The 12,254-nt window shown below is 69.7% G+C and carries 11 protein-coding genes and 1 pseudogene; 8 read left to right on the top strand and 4 right to left on the bottom strand.

Translation table 11 applies throughout. The annotated features are described in order from the left end of the window. Positions 1 to 829 (top strand): outer membrane beta-barrel protein (locus FV222_RS07780; protein ID WP_147813746.1); only part of this gene is annotated, 829 nt, incomplete at its 5' end. Positions 830 to 1,017: 188 nt separating this feature from the next. Here the strand turns inward: FV222_RS07780 and parE are convergent. After that, positions 1,018 to 3,090, bottom strand: a complete 2,073-nt coding sequence (gene parE / locus FV222_RS07775) for a DNA topoisomerase IV subunit B (RefSeq protein ID WP_147762030.1) — start codon at positions 3,088 to 3,090, stop codon at positions 1,018 to 1,020. 279 nt (positions 3,091 to 3,369) lie between these two features. Here parE and FV222_RS07770 point away from each other — a divergent pair, with 279 nt between their 5' ends. Beyond that, positions 3,370 to 3,555, top strand: coding sequence for a hypothetical protein (locus FV222_RS07770; protein ID WP_147751177.1), 186 nt, complete (start codon positions 3,370 to 3,372; stop codon positions 3,553 to 3,555). A 109-nt stretch (positions 3,556 to 3,664) separates the two neighbouring features. Here FV222_RS07770 and topA read toward each other — a convergent pair whose 3' ends face one another. The 3 genes from topA to FV222_RS07755 all read right to left on the bottom strand — a co-directional run bounded on the left by topA (position 3,665) and on the right by FV222_RS07755 (position 8,367). Continuing rightward, positions 3,665 to 6,286 (bottom strand): type I DNA topoisomerase, encoded by a 2,622-nt coding sequence (gene topA / locus FV222_RS07765; protein WP_147813744.1) that lies wholly within the window; start codon positions 6,284 to 6,286, stop codon positions 3,665 to 3,667. Positions 6,287 to 6,592: 306 nt separating this feature from the next. Then, on the bottom strand, positions 6,593 to 7,516 hold the full coding sequence (locus tag FV222_RS07760; protein WP_147813741.1) for a molybdopterin-binding protein: 924 nt from the start codon (positions 7,514 to 7,516) through the stop codon (positions 6,593 to 6,595). Then, a complete protein-coding gene (locus FV222_RS07755) occupies positions 7,513 to 8,367 on the bottom strand; it encodes a cytochrome b/b6 domain-containing protein (RefSeq protein ID WP_246685370.1) in 855 nt (284 codons plus the stop codon). The genes FV222_RS07760 and FV222_RS07755 overlap by 4 nt, the downstream gene beginning before the upstream one ends. A 158-nt stretch (positions 8,368 to 8,525) precedes the next feature. Between FV222_RS07755 and FV222_RS07750 the strand changes: the two genes are divergently transcribed. The 6 genes and pseudogenes from FV222_RS07750 to FV222_RS07725 all read left to right on the top strand — a co-directional run. Further along, positions 8,526 to 9,473, top strand: a complete 948-nt coding sequence (locus tag FV222_RS07750) for an aspartate carbamoyltransferase catalytic subunit (RefSeq protein WP_147751180.1) — start codon at positions 8,526 to 8,528, stop codon at positions 9,471 to 9,473. Position 9,474: 1 nt separating this feature from the next. Further along, entirely contained in the window at positions 9,475 to 9,696 is a 222-nt protein-coding gene (locus FV222_RS07745) for a type II toxin-antitoxin system HicA family toxin (RefSeq protein ID WP_147751181.1), read from the top strand. Beyond that, positions 9,693 to 10,079 carry a type II toxin-antitoxin system HicB family antitoxin gene (locus FV222_RS07740; RefSeq protein ID WP_187273701.1) on the top strand — a complete coding sequence of 129 codons (387 nt, stop codon included), beginning with the start codon at positions 9,693 to 9,695 and terminating at the stop codon, positions 10,077 to 10,079. The genes FV222_RS07745 and FV222_RS07740 overlap by 4 nt, the downstream gene beginning before the upstream one ends. Positions 10,080 to 10,089: 10 nt before the next feature. Beyond that, a complete protein-coding gene (locus tag FV222_RS07735) occupies positions 10,090 to 11,388 on the top strand; it encodes a dihydroorotase (protein ID WP_147762026.1) in 1,299 nt (432 codons plus the stop codon). Then, entirely contained in the window at positions 11,385 to 12,017 is a 633-nt protein-coding gene (gene plsY / locus FV222_RS07730) for a glycerol-3-phosphate 1-O-acyltransferase PlsY (protein ID WP_147762025.1), read from the top strand. The genes FV222_RS07735 and plsY overlap by 4 nt, the downstream gene beginning before the upstream one ends. Before the next feature lie 22 nt (positions 12,018 to 12,039). Beyond that, positions 12,040 to 12,254 (top strand): annotated as a pseudogene (locus FV222_RS07725) (DNA-protecting protein DprA); the annotation flags it as partial.

The raw sequence follows: 12,254 nt of genomic DNA, 5'->3' as shown, positions 1-12,254 counted from the left end.
CCTTCCCCGTCGCGCACCGCCGCCGGTGTTCACGCCCGTTCCGGTGTTCACCTGGACCGGCGCCTACTTCGGTATCAACGCCGGCTACGGCTTCGATGCCAGCGAGCGCCGCGGCGCCACCGTCGTCGGCGTCTCGCCCGGCAACGCGATCTTCGCCGGCCCGGCCGGCGGCAACGTCGGCGGCGTGCTCGCCTTCGGCGGCAACCGCGCCAACGACGGCTTCACCGGCGGTGGCCAGGTCGGCTACAACTACCAGTTCACCCCGGGCTCGGGCGTCGTGATCGGCGTCGAGGCCGACGCCCAGTACGTCGACTTCGGTCAGGGCCGGAACCGCTTTGCTGCCACCCCCGGCGTCGTCGGCGGCGGCATCCTGCCGGGCAACCTGATCTACAACCCGTCGGGCATCTCCAGCCTCGACTACTTCGGCACCGTGCGCGGTCGCCTCGGCTACGCCTTCGACCGCACCCTCGTGTACGGCACCGGCGGCTTCGCCTACGGCAGCGGCGGCGGCCGTGACTTCGGTTCGGGCGTGTCCCGCAACGACTTCCAGACCGGCTGGGCCGCCGGCGCCGGCGTCGAGTACGCCCTGCCGACCGACTCGTTCCTGAACTTCTTCCGCTCCTCGGCCGTGACGCTGAAGGTGGAAGGCCTGTACGTGAACCTCGACCAGAACGGCCGCAACAACGGCGCCTTCGCCACCAACTCGACCGGCACCGTGACCCTGACCTCGCCGGGCGTGACCGTCGTGCAGAGCGGCCTGAACCGCAACAACAGCACCGAGTTCGCTGTCGTGCGCGCCGGCCTGAACTACAAGTTCGGCTCGTACTAGGACCTTCGGGACCGGACGCGGCCCGCGACCCGGGCGGCAGACGGTCCCGATCCTCGGCCCGACACGCAGAAGCCCGGCCGAAAGGCTGGGCTTCTCGCGTTTTGCAGACCCGTTACCCGCACGGAGCTACGCACGAAAAAGCCCGGCCGTAGGGCCGGGCTTCGGGTCGCACCGCCAATGGGGTCGCCTCAGATGTCGAGGTCGGTCTTCTCGGCGAAGACGGCGCGCTCGGAGATGAAGGCGAAGCGCGCCTCGGGCTTGTTGCCCATCAGGCGCTCGACCGCGTCGCCCGTCGATTCGCGGGCTTCGTCGAGAACCGCGACGCGCAGCAGGATGCGCTTCTTCGGGTCCATCGTGGTTTCCTTCAGCTGCGCCGGCATCATCTCGCCCAGCCCCTTGAACCGGCTGATCTCGACCTTGCCGCCCTTGAACACCGACTTGATCAGCTGCTCCTTGTGGGCGTCGTCGCGGGCATAGGCCATCTTGGTGCCCTGCTGCAGCCGGTAGAGCGGCGGCATCGCGAGGTAGAGGTGTCCCTTGTCGATCAGCTTGGGCATCTGCCGGTAGAAGAAGGTGATCAGCAGCGAAGCGATGTGGGCGCCGTCGACGTCGGCGTCCGTCATGATGATCACCTTGTCGTAGCGCAGGTCCTCCCCACGGTACTGTCCGCCCGTGCCGCACCCCAACGCCAGTGTCAGGTCGCCGATCAGCTGGTTGGCGCCGAGCTTGTCGCGGCTCGCCGAGGCGACGTTCAGGATCTTGCCGCGCAGCGGGAGGATCGCCTGCGTGGCCCGGTCGCGCGCCTGCTTGGCCGAGCCGCCGGCCGAGTCGCCCTCGACGATGAAGATTTCGGAGCCCGCAGTCCCGGCGGCCGAGCAGTCGGCGAGCTTGCCGGGGAGCCGCAGCTTGCGCGTCGCGGTCTTGCGCGCGACCTCCTTCTCCTGGCGCCGGCGCAAGCGCTCCTCGGCCCGGTCGATCACCCAGTCGAGCACCTTGTTGGCCTGGGCCGGCGAGGCGGCGAGCCAATGGTCGAAGGCGTCGCGGATCGCCGTCTCGACGATGCGCGACGCTTCGACGGTGGCGAGCTTGTCCTTGGTCTGGCCCTGGAACTCGGGCTCGCGGATGAACACCGACAGCATCGAGGCGCAGGTGGCCATCACGTCGTCGGTGGTGACGGCCGTCATGCGCTTGGCCTGGTTCACCCGCTCGGCATGCTCGCGCAAGGCCCGCAAAAGCGCGACGCGCAGGCCCGATTCGTGGGTGCCGCCCTCCGGCGTCGGAATGGTGTTGCAGTAGGAAGCCGAGACGCCGTCGTCGTGCACCATCCAGGCGACGGCCCATTCGAGGGAGCCGTGCGAGCCGGGTTTGGTGATCTTGCCGGAGAAGATCGCGTCGGTGACGAGCTCCTTGCCCTCGATGTCGCGGGCGAGGTAGTCGCGCAGGCCGCCGGGGAAGCGGTGCACCGCCTCGGCCGGCACGTCGGTGCCCTCGATCAGGGACGGCGCGCAGCGCCAGCGGATCTCGACGCCTCCGAACAGGTAGGCTTTCGAGCGCGCCATCTTGAACAGGCGGCGCGGGTCGAATGCCAGCGAGCCGAAGATCTGCGCGTCGGGATGGAAGCGGATGCGCGTGCCACGGCGGTTCTGCACCCGCCCGACCGTCTCAAGCCCACCCTGGGCATGCCCGCGCGAAAAACTCTGGCGGTAGAGGGTCTGGTTGCGCGCGACCTCGACCTCCAGCACGTCGGACAGCGCGTTGACGACGGAGATGCCGACGCCGTGCAGACCGCCGCTGGTCTCGTAGACCTTGGAGTCGAACTTCCCGCCCGCATGCAGCGTCGTCATGATGACTTCGAGCGCGGACTTGCCCGGAAACTTCGGGTGCGGGTCGACCGGGATGCCGCGGCCGTTGTCGGTGACCACGAGCGCGCCCGACGCCTCGAGCTCGACCTCGATGAAGCTGGCATGGCCCGCTACCGCCTCGTCCATCGAGTTGTCGATCACCTCAGAGAAGAGGTGGTGCAGCGCCCGCTCGTCGGTGCCGCCGATATACATGCCGGGTCGGCGCCGCACCGGCTCCAACCCCTCCAGCACCTCGATGTCGGACGCGGTGTAGCCGGCCTCAGAACCGACGAGCGGGTCGAGCGCCGCCATCGGCGCCGCGGGCTTGCGCCGGCGGTCGGATGCGGGCGGAAGGTCGGCGGCGCCCTTGGCCGCGCCTTTGGCGCCCGGTCCGAACAGGTCGCGAGCGGGGTCGCTCACGCGACGGGCTCCAAGTTTAGGGTCACGTCTCGCATGGGCTTTCATCCGCTCACGATATCGGAACAAAACGGAAACATCAAAGGCGATCCGCCCGCGATTCCTTGGCGCAGCTTCGCATGTGCGGCGCGCGGCCACCAAACGCTGCGATGCAACCGTCATCGGAGTGATGCGCAGCTCTGGTTAAGATCGCCTCACGTTGCAGTTTCGCGCGGAACTGGGGAGGCCATCCTGCATTATACCGCAAAAGCTCCGCCGCGCTTAGGGCAGGGAACGCCACCGATGACGACCGCTTCGATCGAGGCCCGGACCCTCACCCTCGCTCGCCTGGAGCGCGCCGCCGGACAGGCCTTCGGCTGCGAGCAGGAGGGTGCGTCCGCGTCCCGCCTCACGCTCGTCGGCCCGACCACCATCGCCCTGGCGACCTTCGCGACGGCGCTTGCGGCGACGATCAGCTATCTGATCTGAGACGTCCGAGCGTCTTCACGCGAAGCGGTCACCACGCGAAGCGGTCACCGGCTCGCATGAAGACGATGCTTCGTGATTGGACCGGATCACCGAGCCGGCGGCGAACGGTCTAGCCGCTCGCCTTCTTCGTCGCAGCCGGCTTCGTAGCGGGCGTCTTGGATGCGGACGTCTTGGCCGCCGCGGCCTTCGGGGCCGCGCGCTTGGCGTTGACCAGGTCGATGCCCTCTGCGAGCGTCAGCGCATCGGCGGCCGTCGACTTCGGCAGGGTCGCGTTGACCTCGCCGTCGGTGACGTAGGCGCCGTATTTGCCGGCCTTCACCACGAGCTCGCGCCCCGTCGCCTCGTCCTTGCCGATCGGACGGCCGGGATCGGAGGAGGGGCGACCGCGCCCGCCGCCCTGTTCCTTGGCGACGATCAGGTCGATCGCCCGGTTGGCGCCGACCTCGAGCACGTCGTCGTCCTTGCCGAGGTTCGCGTAGGTCTTGCCGTGCTGCACGTAGGGCCCGAACCGGCCGAGGTTGGCCAGGATCGGCTCGCCGGTCTCCGGGTGCTTGGCGACCTCGCGCGGCAGCGACAGCAGACGCAGCGCCTTCTCCAAGTCGACCATCGAGGGCGTCACGCCCTTCGGCAGCGACGAGCGCTTGGGCTTGACCGCATCCTTCTCGGTGGAGGCCTCGCCGAGCTGGACGAACGGACCGAAGCGGCCGTCGCGGATCGTGACCGGCAGGCCCGAGACCGGGTCGTTGCCGAGCAGCCGCGTCCCGGGCGGGCTGCCGTCCGGCGAAGACCCGTCGCCCTCGCCGTCGACGCCCGCGGCCGAGAGCTGGCGGGTGAACTTGCACTCGGGATAGTTCGAGCAGCCGACGAAGGAGCCGAACTTGCCGAGCTTCAGCGAGAGCTGGCCCGAGCCGCAGGTCGGGCACGTGCGCGGGTTCGAGCCGTCCGCCTTCTGCGGAAAGATGTGGTCGCCGAGCAGCGTGTTCAGCGCTTCCAGCACCTCGGTGACGCGCAGCTCCTTGGTGCCGCCGACGGCGGCCGAGAAGTCGCGCCAGAAGTCGCGCAGCACGTCGCGCCAGTCGATCTCGGCGTTCGACACCCGGTCGAGCTGGCCTTCGAGGTCGGCTGTGAAGTCGTACTCGACGTAGCGCTTGAAGAAGCTCTCCAAGAAGCCGGTCACCAGCCGGCCCTTGTCCTCGGGCTGAAGGCGCTTCTTCTCGATCTTCACGTATTCGCGGTCGCGCAGGGTCTGAAGCACGGCGGCGTAGGTCGAGGGCCGGCCGATGCCGAGTTCTTCCATCCGCTTGACCAGGCTCGCCTCGGAGAAGCGCGGCGGCGGCTCGGTGAAGTGCTGGGTCGAGGCGATGCGCTCGCGCTTCAGCGCCTCGCCGGCCTTCATCGGCGGCAGGCGCTTGCCGTCCTCGTCCTCCTCGTCGTCCTTGCCCTCTTGGTAGAGGGTGAGGAAGCCGTCGAACTTCACGACCTGGCCGGTGGCGCGCAGGTCGATCTTGCGCGGGCCGACGCTGGCCGTCACGTCCACGGTCGTGCGCTCCAGTTCGGCCGACTCCATCTGGCTCGCGACGGTGCGCGTCCAGATCAGGTCGTAGAGCTTGGCCTGCTCGGGATCGAGCATGCGCGCGACCTGCTTCGGGAGCCGGCCCATCTCGGTCGGGCGCACGGCCTCGTGGGCCTCCTGCGCGTTCTTGGCCTTGACGCTGTACTTGCGTGGCACGCCCGGCACGTACGTGTCGCCGAACTCGCGACCGATCACGCGGCGCGCGTCGGCGATGGCCTCGGGCGCCATGTCGACGCCGTCGGTCCGCATGTAGGTGATGAGGCCCACGGTCTCGCCGCCGATGTCGACGCCCTCGTAGAGCTTCTGCGCGACGCGCATGGTCTGCGCCGGCGCCATCCCGAGTTTTCGCGATGCTTCCTGCTGCAGGGTCGACGTGGTGAAAGGCGGCTGCGGGTGGCGCTTGGCGGGCTTGGCCTCCACGCTCGCCACCTGGAAGGTCGCGAGCTCGAGGTCGCGCTTGAACGCGGCCGCGCCCTCGCCGTTGCCGACGTCGAGGCGCTGGATGCGCTTGCCGTCGGCGCCGACGAGCCGGGCCTCGAACACGCCGCCGTCGGCGGTCGAGAGCGTCGCCACCAGCGACCAGTACTCGCGCGGCTTGAAGCGCTCGATCTCGACCTCGCGCTCGCAGACGAGCCGCAGCGCCACCGACTGCACGCGGCCGGCCGAGCGGGCGCCGGGGAGCTTGCGCCACAGCACCGGCGAGAGGTTGAAGCCGACGAGGTAGTCGAGCGCCCGGCGGGCGAGGTAGGCGTCGACCAGCGCCTGGTCGATCTGGCGTGGCTGGCGCATCGCCGTCTCGACCGACGCCTTGGTGATCGCGTTGAAGGTGACGCGCTCGACGGGGATGCCCTTCAGCACCTTGCGGGCATTCAGCGCCTCCAGCACGTGCCAGGAGATCGCCTCGCCCTCGCGATCCGGGTCGGTCGCCAGGATCAGCTTGTCGGCGCCCTTCACGGCGCGGGCGATCTCGGACACCTGCTTCGATCCGCGGGCGTCGAGCTCCCAGATCATGTTGAAGTCGGCCTCCGGGTCGACCGAGCCGTCCTTGGCAGGAAGGTCCCGGATGTGCCCGAACGAGGCGATGACTTCATAGTCCCGGCCAAGATACTTGTTGATGGTCTTGGCTTTGGCCGGCGACTCGACGACGACGACTTTCATGGACGAAACAGCCTCTCGTCAAAGCCCGAGCAGCGGCAGGAACGCACCAATTGTGGGGTTTCGCGCCGCGGCCGGGCCGGACCTGCGCCGGGCATGAAGTGGTTCATGCCCCGCGGGTTGTCAAATGGGGGCTGTCCGAGGCGTGGCGCGAACGCGCCGGTACAGTCTCGCCGCAGCGGCGCGCCGACGGAGGGTGAGGACGCCGGAAACGCTACGGCGGGTCCCTCTCCCATGGGGAGAGGGACCCGCGCTCGACCAAACACCTGGTCGAGCGCGGCAAATCGCCAGGATTCGGAAGCGCGAGCCTCAGATCCCCGCGTACCACTCGTAGCCGCGGTCTTCCCAATAGCCGCCCTGTCCGTCGCCGATCTTGGCGAGGGAATCGACCACCTCGATCCGCATCACGTACTTGGCCTGCTTGTAGCCGAGCTGGCGCTCCAGGCGCAGGCGCAGAGGGGCGCCGTTCGAGACCGGGAGCGGCTTCCCGTTGAGGTCGTAGGCGAGGATCGTCTGCGGATGGAAGGCGTCGGTGAGGTCGATGCTCTCGTAGTAGCGGATCGGCGTGCGCGTCTCCTCCGGCTCCTCGGGCGGCGCGCCGCCCCAGGCGTCGGCATCGTTGCCCGCCGCAGCGACCTGGACGTGGCGCACCGCGCTCGGGTTCTCTGGTTGTAAGAAGGCCCCGTTCTTGGTGCCGTCCTTGCCGCCCTCCAACCCGCCGCCGGCATATTCCAGCGTGTCGGCGCAGTGGAACACGACGTAGCGCGCCTGCGGCTTCAACCCGGCGCGGTTCAGCACCTCGGACAGGGGCACGCCGGCCCACTTGCCGATGCAGCTCCAGCCCTCGACGCAATCGTGTCGCGTGGTCTGCGTCCGCGAGGGCAACCCGCGCAGCTCCGCAAGGCTGAAGCTCTGCGGGCGCTCGACCAGGCCGCCGACCTCGAGCTTGAAGGTGGAGAAATTCGAGGCCGCCAGCGCCTTGTAGGCCTTGTCCGGCGGGTCGATCGTCCCGTTCGGCTTAAACACGGCCGAAATCTCGGACTCGGGGAATTCCCTGGCGAGCGAGGCGTTCGAGAGCAGCAGGCGCTGTACGAACAGGTTGGCGTCCTCGCCTGCCTTCAGGGTCCGCGGGCCGTAGGCGGAGCCGGCGAAGCGGTCGCAGCCGGCGAGCATCGCGGTGCCACCGAGCGCGGCGACGGTGGTGAGGAAGCGGCGGCGGTCGAGGGTGCTCATCGGCGGGTCGCTCCATCCTGCTCGATCGCGAACCAGCCGGTGACCATGCCGCGCATGTTGTTCCAAAACCCTGAGACGAGCACCAGCACCACGTGCACGATCACGAACAGCACCAGGAGGTTGGCCACGATGAAGTGGACCGTGCGGGCCGATTGCCGGCCGCCGAACGCGTCGACGAGCCAGGGCCAGGCGGCGTCCATGCCGGGCGACATCGCAAGGCCGGCCAGCACCATCGCCGGCAGCAGGCCCGCGATGACGGCGAGGTAGGTCAGCTTCTGCAGCACGTTGTAGCGCTTGGCCTCCTCGCCCTTGGGGAAGTGCAGGGTGAGGTGCTCGCGCACCGAGCCCCCGATGTCGCGCACCTGGTCGCCGTCCGGGATCACCCGGCGGCGCAGCTGCCCCGACACCAGCCCGTAGAACAGGTAGATCGCGCCGTTGATCACAAGCGCCCAGGCGAACAGGAAGTGCCAGCGCCGGGCGGTGGCGAGGTCCTGCCCCGAGGGGATCGTGCTCCACGACGGGAACGCCCGGTCGGCCATCTGGCCCTGGTCCTTGGAGAGGCCGAGCACGCCGGTGGTGTCGAAGGTGTAGCCGCCGACCGTGACGACGCCACGGGCGTTGCCCTTGGCGTCGGTGTCGCTGGTGATCGCGAGCGCCGGGGTGTCGAAGGTCGACTTCGCGCCCCAGTACAGGGCCGGGTGCGCATTGAAGATTTGCAGCCCGCTCATCAGCAGGATCAGCAGGGAGGCGGCGTTGAGCCAGTGCGCGAGGCGGATCACCAGCGGATGCCGGTAGATCGTCTCGCGGCGGGGCGACGCGGCGCCGGAGGGAATCGCCGTGGAAGCTGCCAAGGGGAGTTCGCCTGATTGCAGGAAAAGGATTGGAGGAATCGCGACCCATTCGCCGCGTGGTCCCAGCCGGTTACGTACAACCGCCGCGGAAAGTTGCCAGCCTCCGGATCGCGGCGCACGCTTGCCGTCGCATCGGCCGCGACCTATCACGCGAGGCGATGAGCCAGCCGACGCACCCGAACTATCCCCACCGGCATCTCCTCGGGATAGAGGGCCTGTCGCGCCCCGACATCGAGGGGTTGCTCGACCGGGCGGATGCCGCGGTGGCGATCTCCCGCCAGGTCGAGAAGAAGCTCTCGACGCTGCGGGGCCGCACCCAGATCAATCTGTTCTTCGAGCCCTCGACGCGGACGCAATCCTCGTTCGAGCTCGCCGGCAAGCGCCTCGGCGCCGACGTGATGAACATGTCGGTGGCGTCTTCCTCGGTGAAGAAGGGCGAGACGCTGATCGACACTGCGGCGACCCTGAACGCGATGCGCCCCGACATCATCGTGGTGCGCCACCATTCGGCCGGCGCCGTGCACCTGCTCGCCCGCAAGGTGGACTGCTCGGTCGTGAACGCCGGCGACGGCGCCCACGAGCACCCGACCCAGGCGCTGCTCGACGCGCTGACCATCCGGCGCAACAAGGGGCGGATCGAGGGGCTTCGCGTCGCGATCTGCGGCGACGTGCTGCACAGCCGCGTCGCCCGCTCGAACCTGATCCTGCTTCAGGCGATGGGCGCGCGCGTCCGCGTGATCGCGCCGTCCTCGCTCCTGCCCGCCGGCATCGAGCGCTTCGGCGTCGAGGTGTTCACCGACATGCGTAAGGGCCTCGACGGCTGCGACATCGTGATGATGCTGCGCCTGCAGCGCGAGCGCATGAACGGCTCCTTCGTGCCGTCGGTGAAGGAGTACTTCCGCTATTATGGCCTCGACGCCGACAAGCTCGCGCTCGCCGCCCCCGACGCCCTGGTGATGCATCCCGGCCCGATGAACCGCGGCGTCGAGATCGCCTCGGACATCGCCGACGGCGCGCAATCGCTGATCCGCGAGCAGGTCGAGATGGGCGTCGCCGTGCGGATGGCGGTGATGGAAGCGCTGGCCTCGCACCTGCCGAACGCTTGACATGCCTCCGCGCGACTTCGACCTTGATATCCAGGCCATTCGGCGGCGCCTGGAACGGGAGGGTTGGATGACGCGGCCGTTCAAGGGACCGCACGACATCTACGCGCATCCCGAGCGGGCGGGGACCGTCGCGGTGCCGCGCGGCCGCGGCGACCTTCCGGCCGGGACCGCGCGAAGCATCGCCCGGGCGGCCGGCTGGACGAAGGGGAGGCAGGAATCGTGACGGCGTATGTCGGCATTCTCGAGAAGGACCCGACCAGCCTCTGGGGCGTATGGTTCCCCGACCTGCCCGGCTGCATCGCCGCCGCCGAGACGGCCGACGCGACCGTGATCCAGGCGGCCGAGGCGCTTGTGCAGTGGATGGCGCTGATCGAGGAGGACGGACGGACTTTGCCGCCTGCGCGGACCATCGAGGTCCTCCGTCAGGACGTGGACGTCTCGCAGGCACTTGCCGCCGGCCACGCCGCCGTCGTCATCCGTCCCCCCTTCGACGAGCTCGGACTCGACGAGACGGCGATCAGAGCGATCGATTCGGCTGCCGAGCGCCGCGGCCTTTCCCGGCGTGATCTCGTTCGCGAGATGGTCCTCAATCAGATCGCGGTTTGATCCCCCCCAGATGCTGCTCCTCGCCAACGCCACCCTCCTCGACCCGGCCTCCGGCCGCGAAGGGCCGGGCCATGTCCTGATCCGCGACGGCCGCATCGCCGACGTCGCCTGGGGCGCCGCGCCCGGCACCCCGGAGGGCGCGAAGGCGATCGATTGCGGCGGGCACGTGCTGGCGCCGGGCCTGATCGACATGCGCGCCTTCGTCGGGGAACCCGGCGCCGAGCACCGCGAGACCCTGGCGAGCGCGAGCGCGGCGGCGGCGGCGGGAGGCGTCACGACGCTGGTCTGCATGCCGGACACCAACCCGGTGATCGACGGGCCGGCGATCGTCGACTTCGTGCTGCGGCGCGCACGCGACACCGCCTGCGTCAACGTCCTGCCGGCGGCAGCCATCACCAAGGGACTCGCGGGACAGGAGATGACCGAGTTCGGCCTGCTCCAGGAAGCCGGCGCGGTCGCCTTCACCGACGGGCTGAGAGCCGTCACGCACGCTCAGGTGATGCGCCGGGCGATGACCTACGCCCGCGACTTCGGCGCCCTGCTGATGCAGCACGTCGAGGAGCCCGATCTCGTCGGCGAGGGGGTGATGAACGAGGGCGAGCTGGCCTCCCGCCTCGGGCTGATGGGCATCCCGCGCGAGGCCGAGACGATGATGCTGGAGCGCGACCTCCGCCTCGTCCGCCTCACCGGCGCGCGCTACCACGCGGCGATGATCTCGTGCGCCGACTCAGTCGAGATCGTGCGTCGGGCCAAGGCGGACGGGCTGCCGGTGACCTGCGGCGCCTCGGTCAACAACCTCGTCCTGAACGAGGGCGACATCGGCCACTACCGCACCTTCTGCAAGCTCTCGCCGCCCCTGCGCGGCGAGGCCGACCGGCAGGCGCTGGCGGCGGCGCTGAACGAGGGGGTGATCGACGTGGTCGTCTCCGACCACAACCCGCAGGACGTGGAGACCAAGCGGTTGCCCTTCGCCGAGGCCGCCGACGGCGCGCTCGGGATCGAGACCCTGCTCGGCGCCTCGCTTCGCCTCGTGCGCGCGGGGGACGTCTCCCTCGCGCGCCTGCTCGCCGCCCTGTCGGCGAACCCGGCTCGGATCCTCGGCCGCGAGGCCGGGCGTCTCGCCGTCGGCACCCCGGCCGACCTCGTGCTGATCGATCCCGACGTGCCCTACGTCCTCGACAAGCGGACATTGAAGTCCCGCTCCAAGAACTCGCCCTTCGACGAGGCAAGGATGCAGGGCGCGGCGGTGCTGACGCTCGTCGGCGGCCGGATCGTCCACCGCTCACCCGACCTCGCGGCGGCGGCATGACCGCGCCGTCGGACATCGCCTGGCCGGTCGTCCTCGGCTGCCTGGCGCTCGGCTACGCACTGGGCTCGATTCCCTTCGGGCTGATCTTCACGCGGCTGGCCGGCCTCGGCGACGTGCGGGCCATCGGCTCGGGCAACATCGGCGCGACCAACGTGCTTCGCACCGGCCGCAAGGGGCTCGCGGCCGCGACGCTGCTCGGCGACGCGCTCAAGGGCACCGCGGCGGTGCTGATCGCGCAGCGGATCGGCCAAGGGATCGGCCAAGGGTTCAGCGAGTGGCCGGCGCTCGCGGCCGGGCTCGGCGCCTTCCTCGGGCATCTCTTCCCGGTCTGGCTCGGATTCAAGGGCGGCAAGGGTGTCGCCACCTTCCTCGGCGTTCTGCTGGCGCTGAGCCCCCTGGCGCTGCTCGCCTTCGCCGCGATCTGGCTCGGCCTCGCCTTCACCCTGCGCTACTCGTCGCTCGCGGCGCTCGCGGCCTCGGCCGCCACCCCTATCATCCTGGGGGCGTTGGACGATCCGAGCCGCGCGGGGCTCTTCCTCGTTCTCGGCCTGCTGCTATGGTGGAAGCACGCGCCCAACATCCGCCGGCTCGTCGACGGCACCGAGGGACGGATCGGTCAGAAGGGCTGAGACTGATTCCGAGGGAGGGCCCGTGCAGCTCACCGACGCACAGCGGGTCGACTGGCTCCGCCTGATCCGCACCGAAGGGGTCGGCCCGCGCACCTTTCGCGGGCTGATCAACCGCTTCGGCGGCGCCGCGGCCGCGCTCGCGGCCCTGCCGAACCTCACCGCCCGGCGCGGACGACGGATCGAGCCGCCGACGCGCGACGCGGCCGAAGCCGAGATCGCGGCGGCGGCTCGATCCGT

The sequence above is a fragment of the Methylobacterium sp. WL103 genome, assembly GCF_008039885.1.
GTDB lineage: Bacteria > Pseudomonadota > Alphaproteobacteria > Rhizobiales > Beijerinckiaceae > Methylobacterium > Methylobacterium cerastii.
This window is presented reverse-complemented; position numbering and strand designations above follow the sequence as displayed.

Bases quoted from the DNA above. Each gene is read 5' to 3' on its own strand.
- FV222_RS07770 (WP_147751177.1), top strand. From the start codon at position 3,370: ATGACGACCGCTTCGATCGAGGCCCGGACCCTCACCCTCGCTCGCCTG.
- topA (WP_147813744.1), bottom strand. From the start codon at position 6,286: ATGAAAGTCGTCGTCGTCGAGTCGCCGGCCAAAGCCAAGACCATCAAC.
- FV222_RS07760 (WP_147813741.1), bottom strand. From the start codon at position 7,516: ATGAGCACCCTCGACCGCCGCCGCTTCCTCACCACCGTCGCCGCGCTC.
- FV222_RS07750 (WP_147751180.1), top strand. From the start codon at position 8,526: ATGAGCCAGCCGACGCACCCGAACTATCCCCACCGGCATCTCCTCGGG.
- FV222_RS07745 (WP_147751181.1), top strand. From the start codon at position 9,475: ATGCCTCCGCGCGACTTCGACCTTGATATCCAGGCCATTCGGCGGCGC.
- FV222_RS07735 (WP_147762026.1), top strand. From the start codon at position 10,090: ATGCTGCTCCTCGCCAACGCCACCCTCCTCGACCCGGCCTCCGGCCGC.
- plsY (WP_147762025.1), top strand. From the start codon at position 11,385: ATGACCGCGCCGTCGGACATCGCCTGGCCGGTCGTCCTCGGCTGCCTG.